Genomic DNA, 19511 nt, shown 5'->3' with positions numbered 1-19511 from the left:
CCGGGAGGCCGCCATGCCGGTCGCGCGCAGGTTGTTCACGGTGCTCACGGCGGCGGTGACAGCGGCGGTGACGGCGGCGTTCCTGACACCCGTTCCGGTGTCCGCCGAGCCTGGCCCCGCCTCGCCCGGAAGCGAGTTCGTTGGCGCGGTGACGCTGGTGACGGGCGATCACGTGTCGGTACGCCGGACCGGTGGGCGCCTGGTTCCTGCGGTGACCCCTGCGCCGGGCCGCGAGCGGATCCACTTCGCCACCACCCAGACCCGCGACTCGCTGCTGGTGGTGCCGGCCGACGCGTGGGCCTCGGTGCGCGCCGGGCGCCTGGACCAGCGGCTGTTCGACGTGTCCGGGTTGCTGCGCGACGGTTTCGGCGACCGGGACAGCGCTGATCTGCCGCTGATCGTGCAGGGCTCGACCGCCCAGCTGGACGCGTCCACGATCCACACCACGCTGTCCACTGTGGACGCCGTGGCGGTGCGCCAGCCCAAGGAGTCGACCGCCGAGTTCTGGTCCGCGCGCCGGGGCACCGGGCGGCTGTGGCTCGACGGGCTGCGTCACCCCCTGCTGGACGTGAGCGTCCCACGGATCGGCGCGCCGGCCGCGTGGGCGGCCGGGTTCACCGGCGCCGGGGTGCCGGTCGCGGTCCTCGACACCGGCGTCGACCACACCCACCCCGACCTGCGGAACCGGATCACCGCGACGAAGAACTTCACCGGCGGGCGCGGTGTGCGCGACACCGACGGGCACGGCACGCACGTCGCCTCCACCGTCGCCGGCACCGGCGCCGCGTCCAACGGCACCAACACCGGCGTCGCCCCGGGCGCGAACCTGCTGGTGGGCAAGGTCTGCGGCCCCAACGGCTGCCCGGAGTCGGCGATCCTGGCCGGCATGCGGTGGGCGGTCGACTCCGGGGCGCGGGTGGTGAACCTGAGCCTGGGCGGCCCGGACACCGCCGACGACGACCCGCTGGAGATCGCGATCGACCGGCTGTCCGCCGAGCACGGCACGCTGTTCGTGGTGGCGGCCGGCAACGACGGCAGCTACGGCGCCGAAACCGTGTCCTCCCCCGCCAGCGCCGACGCCGCCCTGGCCGTCGGCGCCGTCGACGACGAGGACTCGATCGCCGGGTTCTCCGCCCGTGGTCCTCGCGTGCGCGACGCCGCCCTCAAACCGGAGATCGTGGCGCCGGGCGTGGACATCGTGGCGGCCCGCTCCCGTTTCTCCCAGCTCGGGGAGCGGCGTGACCGCTACGTCTCCCTCAGCGGCACGTCCATGGCCACCCCGCATGTCGCCGGAGCGGCCGCGATCCTCGCCCAACGCCACCCGGACTGGACCGCCACCCAGCTCAAGGCCGCGCTCCTGGCCTCGGCCACCCGCCTCGCTGACACGCCCGTCGACGCCCAGGGCGCCGGGCGGGTCGACGTGGCCAACGCCGTCGACCAGACCGTCCTCACCGAACCAGCGGCCGTGTCCCTTGGCCGCGCCAGCTGGCCACACGACGACGACCCCACTCTCACCCGCACCATCACCTACCGCAACACCGGTGACCGCCCCCGCACCCTGACCCTCACCCTGCCGACCGTCGGCCCGGACGACCAACCGCCCCCCGCCGGCCTGTTCACCCTCTCCGCGACGACCGTGACCGTCCCCGCCCACGGCCACACCCCGGTGCGCATCACCGCGAACACGGCCCTGCCCGCCGCCGAAGGCGTGTTCGGCGCCCACGTCGTGGCGACCGACGACACCGGCGCCACCACGACCACCCCTGTCGCGGTCGACCGCGAACCCGAGTCCTACGACCTGACCCTGCGCACCCTCGACGCGACCGGTGCGCCCACCGACGCACACTTCTCGTTCGTCTACGGCCTTGACCGCTACCGGTTCCGCCCGGTCCCCGGTGTCGGCGGCGCCGGCACCCTGCGCGTGCGGGCCGGCAGTTACCACGTCGACGGCGCCATCAGCACCCCACGCCCCGGCACGGACCTGTACGACTCGGCGAAGGTCGTGCACCCGACCGTCACCGTGGACGCCGACACCACCGTGGTCCTCGACGCCCGCGACGCGGACCCGGTATCGGTCACCTTCGACCGCGAGGACGTGGTGCCCGAAGCGGTGGCGGTGGCCTACAGCCGTTCGCTGCCGCATGGTCTGCTCAACACCGGTGTCCTCGGCGACACGTTCGACCGCATCGGAATCGGACAGGTCGGCGCCCCGGTGGGCGAGGAGGAACTCGTGGCGGCGCTGGGCGGGGTGTGGGCGGTGCCGGACGACCACGGTGAGCTCCGCGAGAGCACGGTGGCCTATCACCTGTCCTGGTTCGACCACGGATCAGTGCCAACGGGCTTCTCCCGCCACATCGTCGACCGGGACCTGGCGCAGGTCCGCACCAGCAACCACGCCCAGGCCAACCGCAAGCTGGGCACGAAGATGTGGATCGCCCGCGACCAACGCACCGGAGCGGCCAACGGCTTCGGCTTCGGTTTCGCCCTCCCCCTGGAACGCACCGAGTTCCACAACGTGGACGAGGGCGTCAGCTGGTCCGGCGAGCTGCAACAGTGGTCGCTACGCCGCAAGCAGATCCACACGGAGTCGGTACTGACCGGCGCCCCGGTCGACCACCACCCGGGCCAGCTCACCACCGAGGCGTGGAACGCGGCGGTGTTCGGCCCCGGCTACTCCCCCGACGCCACCTCGGCGGTCCGCTCGGCCGACACCCTCGCTCTCGACATCCCCCTGTTCACCGACGCCGGCCTTGGCCGGTCGGGGGTCTCGGTGGTGAACTCCGGCTCAACGGTGCTGTACCAGGGCGAGACGGAGTTGGGCCGCACCGAACTACCCGGCGCCGGGTCCTTCGACGTTGGCCCGGAACCGGCTGTCTACCGACTGATCGCCACCGCCGACCGCGACGGCCTGTCCCGGCTGTCCACCTCCGTCAGGTGCGAATGGACCTTCCATTCCGTACGCCCGCCCGACGGGACAACCGGAAAGGGCAAGGGCGGCGTTGGCCTACCGCTGATGGCCATCCGTTACGCCCCACCGGACCTGGACGAGAACAACGTCGTCCGCGCACGGGAGATCCAGCTGCCGGTCACCGTGGAATGGCCCGCCGGCTCACCCGAGAACAGCAGCCTGACGGCGTTGACCGTGGACGTCTCCTTCAACGACGGCCGCACCTGGGAACGGGCGCCGGCGACCCTCGACGGCCCCACCACCGCGACCGCGCACATCGCCCACCCGTCCGGCGCCCGCCAGGTGTCACTACGTGCCCAGGCCACGGACGCCAACGGGAACTCCGTGACCCAGACGGTGATCCGCGCCTACCGCAGCCGCTGACCCGACAAACTCAGGCAGGCCGGAGAACTCCTGGCAGATGCCGGTACCCGCGAAGGATCCGCGAGGACCGGTGTACCGCCCCACCAGAAAGGCGCAACCCGGGGAACCTCTCGAACAACGTCCGCAACCCCACCTCGCCCTCCATCCGGGCCAACGCCGCGCCAAGGCAGTAGTGACGCCCGGCGGAGAACGAGATGTGCTCCCGAGCGTTGGCCCGACGAACGTCGAACAGAGCCGGGTTGTCGAACACCTCCGGGTCACGGTTGGCGCCGGCCAGGATGAGCGTCGCCACCGCTCCCCGAGGAACCCGCACCCCCGCCACCTCGGTGTCCCGCGCACACGTACGCCCGGTCAGCATCACCGGCGGATCCATCCGCAGGATCTCGTCGACGGCGTTGGGCCACACCGAGGGATCGTCCCGCAACACCTCCAACTGCGAAGGGTTGTCGTGGAGTAACGCGATCCCGTTGCCCAGCAGGTTCACCGTCGTCTCGAAGCCGGCGCCCAGGACCAGTCCGGCCGTGGCCCGCAGTTCCAGATCGGTGAGGCCGACACCGTCCTCACGGGCGGCCACCAGTTGGCTGAGCAGGTTGTCCCCCGGCTCGGCACGAACGTTGTCCAGGTGCCCGGTCAACCAGTTGTCGAATCCCGCCAGGGCGTTGTTGACGTCCTGGAACTGCCGCCAGCCCAACCCCATCTCCAGGCTCGGTGCCGCCGCGTTGGCCAGCGCGTGCATCCGGGGCCGCTGGTCCTCGGGTACTCCGAGGATCTCGGCGATGACCGTCACCGGCAGGACCCCGCAGTAGGTGTCGACCAGGTCCACGGGATCGCTCGGGTCGAGCTGGTCGAGCAGTTCGTTGGCGATCTGTTCGGTGCGCGCCCGCAGCCCTTCCACGGCCCGCACGGTGAACACCCTGGTCACCAGTTTGCGTAGCCGGGTGTGGTCCGGCGGTTCGGTGACCAGCAGCGACGGCGGTGCCATCGGGCTCATCACCTCGACGGCCGCCCACTGGTTGAGCCGCGCGAGCATCCCGGTGCCCGGGGTGATCCCGGCGCGGAAGTCGTTGCTGGTCAGCACCTCCCGGACCACCGCGTGGTGGGTCGTCAGGTAGGCGAAACCGCCCCGGTACAGCGGCCCGGCCGCCCGGATCTCGTCGAACAGCCCGCCGAGGGCCAGGTTCGGCGAGGTCGCCGCCTCGTGGAACAGCCGCGACTGCAGGTCTCCGCGCAGCGCGCCGGCCCGCAGCGCCAACTTCGTCAGGCCGTGCTGCACCCCCCACCGCACCGCCGGTTTGGCCAGTGTCCCGACCCGGTCCACCACCGCGGACCGCGACGGCGTCCGGGTCCGCGTCTGCCTGACGGGCTTGGAGATGGTCACGGGCTCCCCCAATCACTGCGGTACACGCGAGTACCACTACCGTACCGGGACCGGCACCGTCGTGAGTGGCACACCCGCGTCCCGGATCCGCCGACGCTGCGCCGCCGGCAACCCCTCGTCCGCCAACACCAGGTCGAAATCGGTCAGCGGCGCCAACGCGTACAACCCCTGCCGCACGAACTTCGAGTGATCCACGAGCAACACCCGCCGCGACGCCGCCTCCATCATCGCCCGCTTGACCTGGATCGTCGCCTGCGACTGGTGATAGCACCGGCCCCGTGACACCGCGGTCGTCGACAGGAACACCGTGTCCGCGCGCACTTTCGTCACGCCCTCCGCCGTGTACAGGCCGAGGAACGCGTCATAGGCCGGGAAGTACTCGCCGCCCAGCCCGATCAACGTCACTCCGGGCACTCCGGCCAACATCCCGATCACCGGCTGGAAGTGCGTGATCACCGTGAGTGGCACCCGCTCCGCCAGCCGCTGCGCCAGGTGCAGGCAGGTCGTCGACTCGTCCACCATGACCGTCTCGCCCGGCGAGACCAACTCCAGTGCCGCCGCCGCCAACGCCCGCTTCACCTCCGGCGCCGTCGCCATCCGCGCCGCGACGTCACCGTGGAACACCGCCGAGGGCACGCTCGTCGCCCCGCCCCGCACCTTGCGCAACCAACCCTCGGCCTGCAACGCGTCCAGGTCCCGGTGGATCGTCATCAGGCTGACCCCGAACTCCTCGGCCAGCACGTCCGCGCGCACGAACCCCGCCGCACCGACCCGCTCCCGCACCCGATCACGCCGCGCCACCCGCACCGCCGCCCGCTCGCTCCCCACCGCCCCTCCTCGTGTTAGGAAATGTGAAGTTATCACAGCGACATTGCCCTGATCAGGGCGCTCAGCAACGACATTAACGTGATCTACCTGCCAACCCGTGAGGGAAACCCCACCGCGGTTGCGCGGCCCACCCGCACACGCTCTGCTAGCCCTACCGCAGGGCACCGGGAAGGAGCGACCCATGGCCACCGTGGCGATCGACGCCGGCACCTCCATGATCAAGGCCGTCGTCTTCGACGACGACGGCACCGAGATCGCCGTCGCCCGACAACCCACCACCGTTCACCGGCCCCATCCCGGCTGGGCGGAACAGGACATGCGCTCGGTGTGGGACGCCGCCACCACCGCCGTCCGCACCGCACTGTCCACCGTCAACGAGGACATCACTTTCCTGGCGATCACCGCCCAGGGCGACGGCTGCTGGCTCGTCGACGCCCACGGCCAGCCGACCGGCCCGGCGATCCTCTGGTCCGACGGCCGCGCCGCCTCCATCGTCGAGACCTGGCGCGACACCGGAGTCACCGAACAGGCCTTCCGCATCAACGGATCCCTCGGCTTCTCCGGCCTCCCGCACGCCATCCTCACCTGGCTCGACCGGCACGACCCCGACCGCCTGCGCGACTCCGCCACCGCCCTCTACTGCGGCGGCTGGCTCTACCACCAGGCCACCGGCCGCCTCACCGCCGACCTCTCCGACGCCTCCACCCCCTTCCTCGACGCGACCACCCGCCGGTACTCCCCCGACCTGCTCGCCCTGCACGACCTCGACTGGGCCGCCCGCCTGCTCCCCGACCTCACCCCATCCCACCAGCGCGCCGCCCCCCTCACCGCCACCGCCGCCCACCAACTCGGCCTCCCCGCCGGCACCCCCGTCGTCCTGGCCCCCTACGACATCGCCGCCACCGCCCTCGGCGCCGGCGCCACCCAACCCGGCCAGGCAGCCACCATCCTCGGCACCACCCTGTGCACCGAGATCGTCCGCGACCGCCCCGACACCACCGGCACCCCCGCCGGCCTCACCGTCGCCCTCGACACCGCCACCGACGTCCTGCGCGCCTACCCCACCCTCGCCGGCACCGAGGTCCTCGACTGGGCCACCGCCCTGCTCGGCCTCAACCACCCGCGCGACCTGGCCGACCTCGCCGAATCCGCCCCGCCACGCCCCGACGACCCCCTCCTGCTGCCCTACCTGTCCCCCGCCGGCGAACGCGCCCCCTTCCTCAACCCGCACGCCCGGGGCACCTTCTGGGGCCTCACCCTCGAACACCAACGCCCCCACGTCGCCCGCGCCGTCTTCGACGGACTGACCATGGTCATCCGCGACTGCCTCGACCACACCGGCACCGACCTCACCGAACTCCGCGTCACCGGCGGCGGCGCCCGCAACCCCTTCTGGTGCCAACTCATCGCCGACGTCACCGGCCTGCCGGTCGCCACCTCCACCGACACCGAGGTCGGCGCCAAGGGCGCCCACCTCACCGGCCTCGTCGCCACCGGCACCTACCCCACCATCACCGCCGCGGCCAACGACCACGTCCGCATCACCGGCACCCACCACCCCGACGCCACTCGCCACCAGCACCACACCCACCGCTACGACCTGTTCCAACAACTCCGCGCCACCACCACCCCCGGCTGGACCCAACACGCGAAACACCAACCATGACCACCAACGCCATCCCGGCCGAGATCTCGCTCGGCATCGACGTCGGCACCCAGAGCGTCCGCTGCGTCGCCACCGACCACACCGGCACCATCCTCGCCACCGGCAGCCATCCGCTGCACAGCCACCGCGACGGCAACCGCCACGAACAGGACCCCCACCAGTGGTGGACCGCCCTCACCCACGCCACCCGACAGGTCACCGCGGTCCTCGGTGACCAACCGGTCCTCGGTGTGGCGCTGTGCGCCACGTCCGGCACCATCCTGCTCACCGACACCACCGGAAACCCCCTCACCCCCGGCCTCATGTACGACGACGGCCGCGCCACCGCCGAAGCCCTCCGCGCCAGCCACGCCGGCACCTCACTCTGGGACCGGCTCGGCTACCGCCCCCAGCCGTCCTGGGCGCTGCCCAAACTCCTGCGGCTGCTCGCCACCACCCGAGGTCCCGCCGCCCTCGCCCACCAGGCCGACTTCCTCACCGGCAAACTCACCGGCACCATCACCCCCGCCGACTCCAGCAACGCCCTCAAGACCGGCTACGACCTCGACACCGAACAGTGGCCCCACGAACTGCTCGCCGCCCTCGACGTCCCCCCCGACACCCTCCCCACCGTGGTCCGCCCCGGCACGACCGTCGGCACGATCCCCGCCGACAGCCCCACCGGGATCCCCGCCGGCACCCCCGTCGTCGCCGGCATGACCGACGGCTGCGCCGCGCTGGTCGGCTCGGGAACGATCGACACCGGCTCCTGGAACACCGTGCTGGGCACCACCCTCGTCGTCAAAGGCGTCACCCCGCAGCGCCTCCACGACCCCCTCGGCGTCGTCTACTCCCACCGCCACCCGGACGGCCTGTGGCTGCCCGGTGGCGCGTCCAGCGTCGGCGCCGGCGCGCTCACCGCCCACTTCGGCGACCACGACCTCACCCAACTCGACGCCCAGGCCGCCGCCCGCCCCCACACCACCCTGGCCACCTACCCGCTCGTCTCCCCCGGTGAACGCTTCCCCTTCGCCGCACCCGACGCGCACGCCATCACCACCGGCCGACCCCGCGACCACCTCGACGACTACCTGGCCATCCTCCGCGGCGTCGCCTTCACCGAACGGCTCTGTTTCGACTACCTCGACCTGCTCGGCGCCCCCACCCACGGCACCCTGCGCCTCACCGGCGGCGCCACCCGCAGCCGCTACTGGAACCAGCTCCGCGCCGACACCCTCGGCCGGCCCGTCCACGTCCCCCACGACGCCGACCCCGCCGCCGGCATGGCCCTGCTCGCCCGCGCCAACGGCCGCCCGCTGACCGACGCCGCCCGCCACCACACCCACCACCACGACACCTATCTGCCCAACCCCGACCACCAGGACGTCCTCGCGCAGGGCTACCGCACCCTCGTCGACGCCCTCCACCGCCACGGCTGGCTCCCCACCGAACTGGCCGACCACGCCACCGCGAGGAGCCACCCGTGACCGAGTTCGTCCTCGTCCGCCACGGCGAAACCACCTGGCACGCCACCAACCGCTACGCCGGCCGCACCGACGTCCCGCTCACCGAACACGGCCACCACCAGGCCCGCCGGCTCGGACGCTGGGCCGCCACCGCCGGCCTCACCGCCCTGCACACCTCACCGCTCACCCGCTGCCGCGACACCGGCGCCCCCGCCGCCACCGCCACCGGCCTGCCCCCGCACACCGACGACCGCCTCATCGAGATCGACTTCGGCCAGGGCGAAGGTCTCACCGCCGCCGACATGACCGCCCGTTTTCCCCACATCAGAACAGCTTTCGAGGAAAACCCGGTCGACAACCACTTCCCCGACGGCGAACACCCCACCGACGCCGCCCACCGCGCCGCCGCCTGCCTCACCGAACTCGCCACCATCCACCCCGACGGGCGGATCCTCGTCATCAGCCACTCCACCCTCCTGCGGCTGCTGGTCTGTCACCTGCTCGACCTACCCCTACGCCACTACCGCAGGGTGTTCCCCGCCGTCGGGAACTGCGCCCTCACCACCCTGCGCTGGGACGGATCCCGCCGCCCAGCGGCCCTCATCGAACTCAACCGTCCCGTCGAGGAGAGTGCATGACCGTCCGCATCCTGGCCGCCGGCGACCTGTTCGTCCGCAGCTCCCTGTTCGTCGACGCACTCCACCGCCACCTGGGCACGGGCCACGAGATCACCTCCCTCGAACTCCCCTGGCCCGTGGAACCCTTCCGCGCCATCGCCGAAGTGGACGAGGCCAGCGGCGACGAGGACCACCTCATCGCCGCGCTCGACGGTGTCGCCGTCTGCGTCACCCAGTTCGCCCCCCTCACCGAACGCGTCCTCGCCGCCTGCCCCGACCTCCGCTTCTTCGGCGTCGGCCGGGGCGGCCCGGTCAACGTCAACCTCGACGCCGCCCGGCGCCATGGCGTCACCGTGACCAACGCCCCCGGCCGCAACGCCGAGGCGACCGCCGAGCACACCATCGCGCTGATCCTCGCGGCCGCACGGCGTATCCCCGCCACCCACGAGGAGCTCCGGACCGGCGTCTGGCGCGGGGACTACTACCGTTACGACCAGGTCGGCCTGGAACTCGCCGGGGCGACGGTGGGGCTGGTCGGTCACGGCGCCATCGGCCGGCGCGTCGCGGCGATCCTCAGGGGGTTCGGCGCCGAGGTTCTCGTTCACGACCCGTACCTGTCGGATCCGGCTGTCGAGTCCGTTCCCCTGCCCGAACTGCTGGGCCGGTCCCAGGTGGTGTCGCTGCACGCGCGGCTGACCGCGGACAACCGTGGGCTGATCGGCGCCTCCGAGATCGCGCTGATGCCGGCTGGGGGGATTCTGGTCAACTGTGCCCGGGGCGGGCTGCTCGACTACGACGCCGCCTGCGATGCGCTGGACTCCGGTCACCTGTTCGCGGTGGCGGTTGACGTGTTCCCGAGGGAGCCGGTTCCCGCTGACTCGCGGTTGTTGCGTACCCCCGGGTTCGTCGTCACACCGCATCTCGCCGGCGCCAGCCGGCAGACCGCGCACAACGCGGCGAACACGGTCGCGGCTGACGCGGCGCGGTTTCTGCGGGGGGAGCCCGTGGTCAACGCGGTGTGACGGATCCGGCGGTGGACACCACCACGCCACGAATCAGACGGCGCTGGCGAACATGTGCTCGAAGTTCGCCGAGTAGGCGTCGTGAACGACGCGGATGTTGGTCTGGATCATCGCCTCGTCGTTGCGGCGCAACGAGGTGTGGTTCCAGTTCGGGCTGCCGGTGAACACCCAGCGTCCCGGCTTGCCGTCGTACCGGCCGTCGATCAGGAAGTACTTCGAGTGGATGCGGCCCGGCAGTTCGTCGGACGACTCCAGCGCGCGGACCTCGATGGTCGGATCGGCCGCCAGCGTGTCCAGCACGACCTGGTCGACCAGCCCGTGCACCACCCGGACCACACAACCCTGACCGGACAGCTCGACCAGCCGTCGCACGATCCCGATCCGGTACGCGTCGATCTCCGACATGCCGATCTGGATCTTCGTCCCGCCTCGGCAGTCGACCTTGTCCAGGATCTCGGTCACGTGGTCGCCCTCGGCGCGCGGGAAGAAGTACGCGCGGACCATTCCGCCCTCCATCCCGGAGCTGACGGTGCGGTAGTAGTCGTCGGTGGCCCGTTCGGCGGCCAGGTCCTCGAAGTACTCGTTGTACGCCCGGTAGAGCTTCTTGTTGCCCACCAGCGTGGTCGCGTTGTTCCAGTACGTCCGGGAGTTCAGGTCGGTGAAGTTCGCCGAGGACTGTACGACGACGTCCGACGCCCCACCGGTCCGGGAGAACAGGTAGAACTTGTTGTGCTGTCCCTTGGTCCCGATGCACGAAGACGTGTTGCCCTCCGGTGACACCCGCGAGCACACGTGCAGCCACGAGGCCCGGGACTCGTCGGTGCCGAGTTCGGCGCGCAGGGACTCCGCGGCCGGCGTGTCGTCCTGCCAGCCGTCGAGTACCAGTTGGACGTCCACACCTCGGCGCTTGGCCGCGATCAGCTCGGTGGCGAAGTCGGCTCCGGCGTCGCCGGAGACGACGAAGTGGGCGATGCGGATCCGTGAACCGGCCGGCGCCTGCTGGACCAGGGTGCAGATCTGGCGCACGATCGCCGTCGGGTCACCGCCCACCGGGTCGTTGAACACCGCGCCGGTGCGTACCGGCACCGCCGGGGCGTCCCGGCAGGGGCGGTCGGTGTTGTCGGCGACCGCCGAGCCGGCCGACGGCACGACCGCGAGGGTCGCGACGACGGCGGCGGACAGCAGCAAACCTGTGACACGCATGAGTTTTCCCTTTCGTCCGGGCAGGAGCGCACCGGGGTACGTGGGGTTGCCGAGCGCGCGACGCGCGCATAGTTGAGCCCTCAAGTTAACGTTACTTGAGGTGATTGTCAGCACGTTACGTGCGCTGTCGCGAGGTCGTCAAGGGGGCGTAGCTTCTCCGTACCGGTTCAGTCCGAAGTGGTCTTTGACAGGCTGGCAATCCGCAGTTAACGTTCACGGCACTTCAATTAGCGCTCACGTGAACGTTCATCCCCGTGTGGCGCCCCTATCTTCATCAGGAGCTGACACCTTGGGTAGTCCCACCTCTGACACGACGATGGACACGGCCATCGCCGGGCACCTGCGCCGGGCGATGCTCGACGCGGACCCGGTGCTGTCCCGGTACAACCCGCTGTCCCGCATCCTCGTGTTCGACCAGTTCAACAGCGGAACCCACGGCTGGACCGAGCTGATCGGCAACCACGACGGCGAGGGCAACCTCGACACCGTCGACGACCACATGCGTGACTTCCGCCCCCCGCAGCTGAGCTCGTGCACCTTCTTCGACGTCGGCACCCACGGCGCCATGACCGGCACCTACGCCCTCAAGGTCGCCACCCGGCCGGTCACCGGCCACACCGCGGTCGCGATCCGCCGGCTCACCATGGCCAAGAAGGGCCGCGTCCAGTTCGAGACCTACTTCACCTACAAGGCCGAGGCCGCCTCCGAGGAGAACGGGGCGTCCACCCAGGCCGGTGCCGGCGACTGGGACGGCAACATCCACCCCTCCGAGCAGCAGTTCGGCGCGTTCACCATCGCCACCGACATCTGCGACGACCGGGGCGAGCGGTACCACACCGTGATGCGGTACCAGAACACCGATCTGGACAACCAGTTCACCCGGCGCTGGATGTACCCGGTGGTACCGGAGCCGACCCCGCGCGAGCACCTGGAGGGCAAGGCCAAGCTCGCCGCCACCGACGACTTCACCGCCCCCAACCCGCAGGACTGGCGCCAGATCGGCGAGTCGCAGTCCTTCTGCTACAACGAGGTTCCGACCAAGGTCAACTGGCACTACCTGCGCTGGCAGATCGACACCGAGGCGCGGAAGAACATCGAGCTCCAGGTCAACGACCGCGTGTACGACCTGCGCGACGTCCCGGTGCCGGTGTACGAGGAGCGCTACGACTCGCTGGACAACCTCCTCAACTTCTACGTCAGTGCCCGTACCCACACCGGTGTCCGGAACTTCCTGTTCCTGGACTCGGTGCTCGTCTCGGTGGATTGGTAGGTCCTCATGCGACAGTCGCAAGCAGCGGTGCTCGAGCGTTACACCGTCCTGACCGGGGACTTCACCACCGAGCCGTACGAGACCGGGTGGGCCGCCGAGGCACGCTGGTTCGTCAGGGTGCTCGAGTCGTCCACTCCGGACACGAAGGTGGTGTTCACCACGCAGGTGTCCCCGGACGGCCTGCACTGGTGCGACGCCGAAGGCCAGGAGCAGACCGCGCAGGGCGAGGGACTGGTGTCCTGGCCGGTGCGCGAGTTCGGGCAGTGGTTGCGGATTCGGGGGTCCGTCGAGGGGGCAGACCGATCAGCGAAGGTGCTGATCTACCTCACGCTCAAGGACTGAGCAGTGGAAGGACTCACAGTGACCAGGTACAACCGGCGTAGCTTCCTCAAGATCAGCGGTATCGGACTGGCAGGCACCTACCTGGCCGCCTGCAGCGTCGGCGGCGGTGACGAAACCGCGGCCCAGACAGCGTTACGGGCGGCGTTCAGCCAGCCGATCAACGACCTCGACCCGCACGGTCCGTCCAGTGTGGACGAGGCGTCGCTGCTGGCCGGCCGGCTCATCTACGACACGCTCATCCGCCGCAACGGCGAGGAGCTGGAACCGGCGGTCGCGCAGTCGTGGGAGCAGCCGGACGACAACACGTGGGTGTTCACGCTGCGCGGCGACGTGAAGTTCCACGACGGCACCCCGCTGACCGCGGCCGACGTCAAGGCCTCGCTGGAGCGGGTGAAGGCGGCCAACACCGCCCAGTCCGCGCTGTGGGCCACGGTGTCCTCGGTCGAGGCGAGCGACGACACCACGCTCACCATCACCACCGAGCGACCGCTCGGCACGATGCTGGTCAACCTGTCGCTGATGTTCATCCTGCCGGCGGCCACGATGAACACCGAGGGCTTCTTCGCCAAGCCCGTCGGCAGCGGACCGTTCAAGGTCGAGTCGTTCACCCCGGCCGACGAGCTGGCGCTGACCTCCGTGGAGCACTGGAGCGGCAAGCCCAAGCTCAAGGAGGTCTCGCTGCCCTACCTGCCGGAGACCTCCAGCCAGATCACCGCGCTGCGCACCGGCGACCTGGACATCCTGTGGCCGGTGCCGCCCGACCAGCTGCGGGAGCTGGAGGGCGTCGAGGGCATCACGCTGGAGACCGTCCCCAGCTACGTCTACTACTTCAACTGGTTCAACTGCGGCAAGGCACCGTTCGACGACCCCCGGGTCCGGCGGGCCATGTGGCAGGCGGTGGACGTCGCCGGGATCGTGAAGAACCTGTTCGGTGACGGCGCCGAGGTGATGACCTCACCGATCCCGTCGACCGCGTTCGGCCACGCCGAGCAGCAGCCCTACGCCCACGACCCGGAGGCGGCCAAGCGCGCGCTGACCGAGGCCGGGCTGGGCGACGGTTTCCGCACGTCGCTGATGTGGTTCAGCGACACCGGGCCGCTGGCCGACGGGCTCGCCCAGGCGATGATCTCCGACTGGGCCAAGATCGGCGTCACGGTCGAGGCGCAGAACGTGGAGAAGGCGGAGTGGCTGCGCCGGCTCAACGAGAAGGAGTTCGACATGGACCTCCAGACCAACACGGTCACCACGGGGGACGCGGACTTCACCCTCGGCCGGCTCTACGACTCGGCCGCCGACCGGATGGGCTACCGCAACCCGGCGCTGGACGACATCCTGCGCCAAGCCCACGAGGACTCCGACCAGGCGAGGAGGGGTGACCTGTACGCGCAGGCGTGCAAGATCATCTGGGAGGACGCCGTGGGGATCTTCCCGGCCGCGCTGATCAGTACCTACGGGCTACGCAGTACGGTGCGGAACTTCCAGCCGGCGCCGAGCAACCAGCCCGACCTGCGTGGCGTCACCGTCGGCTGAGCATCCGGGACGAGGGAGGGTCAATGGTGGATTCTCGGCGGGTCACGCTCAAGGACATCGCGCGTTCGCTCGGGGTGTCCGTGAACACGGTCTCCCGCGCGCTGACCGACAAGGACAGCGTCAGCGAGGCCACCAGGGCACGGATCAAGGCCGAGGCCCAGCGCCTCGGGTACGTGCCCAACCCGATGGCACGCTCCCTCGTCCTCGGCTCGGCGATGACCATCGGTCTGGTCATCACCAACCCGTCCAACCCGTTCTACGCCAGGCTGATCAGCGCGATCGAGCACCGTGGCCGGGGCTACGGGTACTCGCTGATGCTGCTGGTCAACGAGGAGAGCCCGGACGGTGACCAGACCGCGGCCCAGACGCTGCTGCGCTGGGGCGTGGACGGCGCGCTGATCGTGCCGGCGGTGCAGGGCGACGGCGAGCACTGGGAGCGGCTGCCCGAGTCGGGCATCCCGCTGGTGTGCCTCAACCGGGACCTGCCGGGGCTGGACCTGGACTGCATCGGGGTCGACTACGAACTGGGCGCGTACACCGCGGCGCGGCACCTGGTCGAGGCCGGTGCGCGCACGGTGTGCCTGCTGGAGGAGGACCTGCCGATCTCCCCGGTCGCCGACCGGACGGCCGGTTTCCTGCGCGCGCTCACCGAGGCCGGGCTGCCGGCCGGGGCCGACCGGGTGCGTTCGGTGCCGACCCGGCGGCGCGCGTCGCTGGCCCTGCCCTGGGAGCCGGCCGACGCCTACCACCTGGCGCAGGACATCGTGCGTGGCGGCGACCTGCCGGACGCGTTCATGGTCGGCAACGACTACTTCGCGCTCGGGGTGTACCGGGCGCTCACCGAGGCTGGCCTGCGGGTCGGCGAGGACGTGCTGGTCGGCGGGTTCGGCGACCACCCGTTCGCCGCCTACCTCAACCCGTCGCTGACCACCGTCGCGCTGCCGGCGGCGGAGATCGGCACGTCGGCGGTCGACCTGCTGGTCAGCCGGATGAGAGGACAGGACGACCATGACCGGGCGGACAAGCGGCGGCTGCCGGCCGAGCTCGTCGTGCGCACGTCGAGCCGGCGGGACGAACAGGCGCTGGTGACGTGATCGGCTACCTCGTGCGCCGGCTGGCGCAGGCCGTGCTGCTGCTGTTCGGCGCGGTGACCATCGTGTTCCTCGTGCTGCGGGTCATCCCCGGCGATCCCGCCGCGCTGATCCTCGGCAGCCAGGCCACCGCGCAGGAACTGGCGGCCAAGCGTGACGAGATGGGCTTGAGCGACCCGCTGCTGGCGCAGTACGCGCGGCACCTCGGCGAGATCGTCCGGCTGGACTTCGGCGACTCGTGGCGGCTGGGCGGCGACGCGTTCGCCGCGGTGCTCGACCGGTTGCCGGCGACCATCACCCTGGCCGGCTTCGCGCTGCTGTTCACCCTGGCGCTGGGCTTCCCGCTGGGCGTGTACGCCGCGCGGCACAAGGGAAAGTTGGCCGACCGGGCGGTGTCGTACTTCTCGCTGACCGGGCAGGCGCTGCCGGCGTTCTGGGTGGGCATCATGCTGGTGCTGATCTTCTCCCGGACGCTGAACATCCTGCCGGCCACCGCGGACGGCTCGGCGCTGGCGCTGGTGCTGCCGGCGTTCACCCTCGCCCTGCCCTTCCTGGGGTGGCTGGCCAGGCTGGTGCGCAACGGCACCCTGGAGGAGCTCGGACGCGACTACGTGCGCACCGCGCGGTCCAAGGGCCTGTCCGAGCGGGTGGTGTTCAACATCCACGTGCTGCGCAACACGCTCACGCCGGTGATCACCGTGCTCGGACTGATCCTGGGCAACTTCATCGCCGACGCGGTGATCATCGAGCAGGTGTTCGCCTGGCCGGGCATCGGTTCGCTGATGATCGAGTCGATCCAGAACCGGGACTACGCGGTGGCCGAGGCGGCGATCATCCTGATCGCGGTGTTCTACATCGGACTCAACCTCGTGGTCGACCTGCTCTACTTCGCCCTGGACCCCCGAGTCACGCTGGAGACGGTATGAGCGAGAGGTCCGCCGTGCGCCGGCGCCTGGGCGTCGGCCCGGCCGTGGCCGCGACCGTGCTCGGGCTGTTCGTGCTGATCGCCGTGCTCGGGCCGCTGCTGCTGCCCTACGACAGCGTCGCGACCCGCGTCGGCGACCGGCTGCTGCCGCCGTTCAGCACGGCCTCGGACGGCAGCTTCGCGCTGTTCGGCACCGACCAGAACGGCCGGGACGTGCTGCGCCAGGTGATCGCCGGTTCGCGGGTGTCGCTGCTGGTGGGGATCACCGTGGTCGTCGTCGGCGGTCTGGTTGGCCTGGTGCTTGGCCTGGTCGCCGGCTACTACGGTGGCTGGCTGGACGCGGTGATCTCGCGCATCGGCGACATGCAGCTCGCGTTCCCCAGCATCCTGCTGGCGATCCTGCTGGCCGGGGCGCTTGGCCCGAGTCTGACCAACGTGATCGTCGCGCTGGCGGTGACCCGGTGGGTGATCTTCGCGCGGGTGGTGCGCGGTTCGGCGCTGACCACCCGGGGGCGGGAGTTCGTCGAGTCGGCGAAGGTCATGGGGGCCAGTGACCTGCGGATCCTGGTGCACTACATCCTGCCGTCGTGCGTGCAGCCGCTGATGGTCGCCTCGACCGTCCAGGTCGGCCTGACGATGGTGGCCGAGGCGGCGTTGAGCTTCCTCGGCCTCGGCGTGCCGCTGGACCAGGCGTCCTGGGGGTCGACGATCGCCAACGGCCGCGACTACCTGGCCAGCGCGTGGTGGATCGCCGCGGTTCCCGGGATCGCGCTGACGCTGGTGGTCATCTGTATCGGCCTGCTCGGTGACCGCGCCGGTGACGGTTCGGCCCCGGCGAAGGAGGTGGCGGCCAGGTGAGCGCGTTGCTCGAGGTGTCCGGGCTCCAGGTGGCCTTCGGTGAGCTGCGGGCGGTGCGGGGCGTGTCCCTGACCGTCGGGAAGGGACAGACGCTGGCGGTGGTCGGCGAGTCCGGCAGCGGCAAGAGCATCACCTCGCTGGCGGTGATGGGGCTGCTGCCGGCGCAGGCCCGGGTGGTCGAGGGGGAGATCAGCCTGGACGGGGTGAACCTGCTCGACCTGGCTCCCGAGGAGCTGCGCCGGCTGCGCGGCGAGGAACTGGCGATGATCTTCCAGGACCCGCTCTCCGCGCTGAACCCGTCGCTGACCGTCGGGTACCAGATCGCCGAGGTGTTCCGCCGGCGGCGCGGTGCGTCCCGCGCGGTGGCCACCGGGCGGGCGGTCGAGGCGATGGCCGAGGTCGGTATCCCGGACGCGGCCGAACGCGCGAAGGCCTATCCGCACGAGTTCTCCGGCGGCATGCGCCAGCGGGTGATGATCGCGATGGCGCTGGCCCTGGAGCCGAGGCTGCTGATCGCCGACGAGCCGACGACCGCCCTGGACGTGACGGTGCAGGCGCAGATCCTGCGGCTGCTGCGTGAGCGGCAGCGGGCTGGGCTGGCGATGATCATCATCAGCCACGACCTCGGGGTGGTGGCCCGCACGGCCCAGTCGGTGGTGGTGATGTACGCCGGGCAGGCCGTCGAGTCCGGGACGGTCGCCGAGGTCTACGGCACGCCGGCCCACCCGTACACGCTGGGTTTGATGGCGGCGAGCCCGTCGGCGCGCACCGGCCGGCGGGGTATCCGGCCCATCGACGGCAACCCGCCGGACCTCACGGCCCTGCCCAGCGGGTGCGCCTTCCACCCGCGCTGCCCGTTCGCGCGGGAGCGCTGCCGCACCGAGACCCCCGCGCTGCGCCCGCTGCCCTCGGGCCGGACCAGCGCCTGCCACTTCGCCGAGGAGGTGCTGGCCCATGACCGAGCAGCCGGTGCTTGAGCTGGTCGACCTGGTCGCCGGCTACCGCACCCGCCGTGGGGTGTTCGGCCGGCGCGGCCTGATCCGCGCGGTCGACGGGGTGAACCTCACCGTCGGCGCCGGGGAGACGGTGTGCCTGGTCGGCGAGTCCGGGTGCGGGAAGTCCACGGTGGCGAGGTCGGTGGTGAACCTGCTGGCGCCGGTGTCCGGTGAGGTCCGGTTCGCCGGGCGGTCGCTGGCCTCGATGGACCGCCGGGAGCTGCGGGCGATGCGCCGCGAGGTGCAGCTGGTCTTCCAGGACCCGTACGCCTCGCTCAACCCGAGGATGACGGTGCGCGAGCTGATCACCGAGGCGTGGCGGATCCACCCGGGGATCGTGGCGCGCGAGCGGTGGGACGCCGAGGTCGCGGAGCTGTTGGAACGGGTGGGGCTCAACCCGGCGCACGCCGCGCGCCACCCGCACCAGTTCTCCGGCGGGCAGCGGCAGCGGATCTGCATCGCGCGGGCGTTGTCGGTGCGGCCCCGGCTGATCGTGTGCGACGAGGCGGTGTCCGCGCTCGACGTGTCGATCCAGGCGCAGATCCTGGCGCTGCTGGGAAAGCTGCGCGACGAGCTGGGGGTGGCGTACCTGTTCATCACCCACGACCTCGGTGTGGTGCGGCACTTCGCCGACCGGGTCGCGGTGATGCATCTCGGGACGGTCGTGGAGACCGGGGCGACCGAACAGATCTACTCCTCCCCCGCCCACCCGTACACGCAGGCGCTGCTCTCGGCCGCGCCGAGCGTGGACGACTGGCGCGACCGGGGCGGCGAGGAGATCGTGCTGCGCGGTGACGTGCCGTCCCCGGCACGGCCGCCGGCCGGGTGTCGGTTCCACACCCGTTGCTGGCGGGCGGAGCAACGGTGCGACACCGAGGTGCCGGCGCTGGAGGAGCGCGGGGTCGGCCATCCGGTCGCCTGTCACTACGCGTCGGTGGCGACCGGGTTGGACGGACTGGGGATCGCCGATCCGGCACGCTGAGTCCGGCGCCGCTTGCGGACAACCCTCC

16 protein-coding genes are annotated in these 19511 nt (G+C 71.1%); 13 read left to right on the top strand and 3 right to left on the bottom strand.

Translation table 11 applies throughout. The features are described 5' to 3' along the window. The first annotated feature begins 13 nt into the window (after nucleotides 1–13). Nucleotides 14–3331 carry a S8 family peptidase gene (locus BLA60_RS46120; protein ID WP_084734574.1) on the top strand — a complete coding sequence of 1106 codons (3318 nt, stop codon included), beginning with the start codon at nucleotides 14–16 and terminating at the stop codon, nucleotides 3329–3331. 10 nt (nucleotides 3332–3341) lie between these two features. Here BLA60_RS46120 and BLA60_RS03035 read toward each other — a convergent pair whose 3' ends face one another. Both BLA60_RS03035 and BLA60_RS03030 read right to left on the bottom strand, forming a co-directional pair. Then, nucleotides 3342–4652 (bottom strand): cytochrome P450, encoded by a 1311-nt coding sequence (locus tag BLA60_RS03035; protein ID WP_075131484.1) that lies wholly within the window; start codon nucleotides 4650–4652, stop codon nucleotides 3342–3344. 93 nt (nucleotides 4653–4745) lie between these two features. Then, nucleotides 4746–5537, bottom strand: coding sequence for a DeoR/GlpR family DNA-binding transcription regulator (locus tag BLA60_RS03030; protein WP_245811795.1), 792 nt, complete (start codon nucleotides 5535–5537; stop codon nucleotides 4746–4748). Nucleotides 5538–5718: 181 nt separating this feature from the next. Here BLA60_RS03030 and BLA60_RS03025 point away from each other — a divergent pair, with 181 nt between their 5' ends. Genes BLA60_RS03025 through BLA60_RS03010 form a run of 4 tightly spaced genes read left to right on the top strand, consistent with a single transcriptional unit; the run spans nucleotide 5719 to nucleotide 10287 of the window. Further along, nucleotides 5719–7203 (top strand): FGGY-family carbohydrate kinase, encoded by a 1485-nt coding sequence (locus BLA60_RS03025; RefSeq protein WP_075131095.1) that lies wholly within the window; start codon nucleotides 5719–5721, stop codon nucleotides 7201–7203. Next, the gene (locus tag BLA60_RS03020) at nucleotides 7200–8669 is read left to right on the top strand and encodes an FGGY-family carbohydrate kinase (protein ID WP_075131094.1); all 1470 of its coding nucleotides are present in this window, start codon (nucleotides 7200–7202) and stop codon (nucleotides 8667–8669) included. Before BLA60_RS03025 ends, BLA60_RS03020 begins: the two co-directional genes overlap by 4 nt. Continuing rightward, nucleotides 8666–9286 carry a histidine phosphatase family protein gene (locus tag BLA60_RS03015; RefSeq protein ID WP_075131093.1) on the top strand — a complete coding sequence of 207 codons (621 nt, stop codon included), beginning with the start codon at nucleotides 8666–8668 and terminating at the stop codon, nucleotides 9284–9286. Before BLA60_RS03020 ends, BLA60_RS03015 begins: the two co-directional genes overlap by 4 nt. Then, nucleotides 9283–10287: a 2-hydroxyacid dehydrogenase gene (locus BLA60_RS03010; protein ID WP_075131092.1), complete on the top strand. Its 1005-nt coding sequence runs from the start codon at nucleotides 9283–9285 to the stop codon at nucleotides 10285–10287. Before BLA60_RS03015 ends, BLA60_RS03010 begins: the two co-directional genes overlap by 4 nt. 33 nt (nucleotides 10288–10320) lie before the next feature. Here BLA60_RS03010 and BLA60_RS03005 read toward each other — a convergent pair whose 3' ends face one another. After that, nucleotides 10321–11490: a phospholipase D-like domain-containing protein gene (locus tag BLA60_RS03005; RefSeq protein ID WP_075131091.1), complete on the bottom strand. Its 1170-nt coding sequence runs from the start codon at nucleotides 11488–11490 to the stop codon at nucleotides 10321–10323. 316 nt (nucleotides 11491–11806) lie between these two features. Between BLA60_RS03005 and BLA60_RS03000 the strand changes: the two genes are divergently transcribed. Genes BLA60_RS03000 through BLA60_RS02965 form a run of 8 tightly spaced genes read left to right on the top strand, consistent with a single transcriptional unit; the run spans nucleotide 11807 to nucleotide 19483 of the window. After that, nucleotides 11807–12760 carry a DUF6772 family protein gene (locus BLA60_RS03000; RefSeq protein WP_154814071.1) on the top strand — a complete coding sequence of 318 codons (954 nt, stop codon included), beginning with the start codon at nucleotides 11807–11809 and terminating at the stop codon, nucleotides 12758–12760. Between the two features lie 27 nt (nucleotides 12761–12787). After that, a complete protein-coding gene (locus BLA60_RS02995; RefSeq protein WP_245811794.1) occupies nucleotides 12788–13102 on the top strand; it encodes a hypothetical protein in 315 nt (104 codons plus the stop codon). Nucleotides 13103–13120: 18 nt separating this feature from the next. After that, entirely contained in the window at nucleotides 13121–14632 is a 1512-nt protein-coding gene (locus BLA60_RS02990; RefSeq protein WP_075131089.1) for an ABC transporter substrate-binding protein, read from the top strand. A 23-nt stretch (nucleotides 14633–14655) separates the two neighbouring features. Beyond that, nucleotides 14656–15726: a LacI family DNA-binding transcriptional regulator gene (locus tag BLA60_RS02985; RefSeq protein WP_075131088.1), complete on the top strand. Its 1071-nt coding sequence runs from the start codon at nucleotides 14656–14658 to the stop codon at nucleotides 15724–15726. Further along, the gene (locus BLA60_RS02980) at nucleotides 15723–16649 is read left to right on the top strand and encodes an ABC transporter permease (RefSeq protein ID WP_075131087.1); all 927 of its coding nucleotides are present in this window, start codon (nucleotides 15723–15725) and stop codon (nucleotides 16647–16649) included. The genes BLA60_RS02985 and BLA60_RS02980 overlap by 4 nt, the downstream gene beginning before the upstream one ends. Then, nucleotides 16646–17506, top strand: coding sequence for an ABC transporter permease (locus BLA60_RS02975; RefSeq protein WP_075131086.1), 861 nt, complete (start codon nucleotides 16646–16648; stop codon nucleotides 17504–17506). The genes BLA60_RS02980 and BLA60_RS02975 overlap by 4 nt, the downstream gene beginning before the upstream one ends. Then, on the top strand, nucleotides 17503–18483 hold the full coding sequence (locus BLA60_RS02970) for an ABC transporter ATP-binding protein (RefSeq protein ID WP_075131085.1): 981 nt from the start codon (nucleotides 17503–17505) through the stop codon (nucleotides 18481–18483). Before BLA60_RS02975 ends, BLA60_RS02970 begins: the two co-directional genes overlap by 4 nt. Continuing rightward, a complete protein-coding gene (locus BLA60_RS02965) occupies nucleotides 18461–19483 on the top strand; it encodes an ABC transporter ATP-binding protein (RefSeq protein ID WP_075131084.1) in 1023 nt (340 codons plus the stop codon). Before BLA60_RS02970 ends, BLA60_RS02965 begins: the two co-directional genes overlap by 23 nt. The last annotated feature ends 28 nt before the right edge of the window (nucleotides 19484–19511 follow it).

The sequence above is a fragment of the Actinophytocola xinjiangensis genome (genome assembly GCF_001921215.1).
Classification (GTDB): domain Bacteria; phylum Actinomycetota; class Actinomycetes; order Mycobacteriales; family Pseudonocardiaceae; genus Actinophytocola; species Actinophytocola xinjiangensis.
Note: the sequence above shows the minus strand (reverse complement) of the source record. Positions and strands in the feature narration are given on the sequence as shown.

Bases quoted from the DNA above. Each gene is read 5' to 3' on its own strand.
- BLA60_RS46120 (WP_084734574.1), top strand. From the start codon at position 14: ATGCCGGTCGCGCGCAGGTTGTTCACGGTGCTCACGGCGGCGGTGACA.
- BLA60_RS03025 (WP_075131095.1), top strand. From the start codon at position 5,719: ATGGCCACCGTGGCGATCGACGCCGGCACCTCCATGATCAAGGCCGTC.
- BLA60_RS03020 (WP_075131094.1), top strand. From the start codon at position 7,200: ATGACCACCAACGCCATCCCGGCCGAGATCTCGCTCGGCATCGACGTC.
- BLA60_RS03010 (WP_075131092.1), top strand. From the start codon at position 9,283: ATGACCGTCCGCATCCTGGCCGCCGGCGACCTGTTCGTCCGCAGCTCC.
- BLA60_RS03005 (WP_075131091.1), bottom strand. From the start codon at position 11,490: ATGCGTGTCACAGGTTTGCTGCTGTCCGCCGCCGTCGTCGCGACCCTC.
- BLA60_RS03000 (WP_154814071.1), top strand. From the start codon at position 11,807: ATGGACACGGCCATCGCCGGGCACCTGCGCCGGGCGATGCTCGACGCG.
- BLA60_RS02985 (WP_075131088.1), top strand. From the start codon at position 14,656: ATGGTGGATTCTCGGCGGGTCACGCTCAAGGACATCGCGCGTTCGCTC.
- BLA60_RS02975 (WP_075131086.1), top strand. From the start codon at position 16,646: ATGAGCGAGAGGTCCGCCGTGCGCCGGCGCCTGGGCGTCGGCCCGGCC.
- BLA60_RS02965 (WP_075131084.1), top strand. From the start codon at position 18,461: ATGACCGAGCAGCCGGTGCTTGAGCTGGTCGACCTGGTCGCCGGCTAC.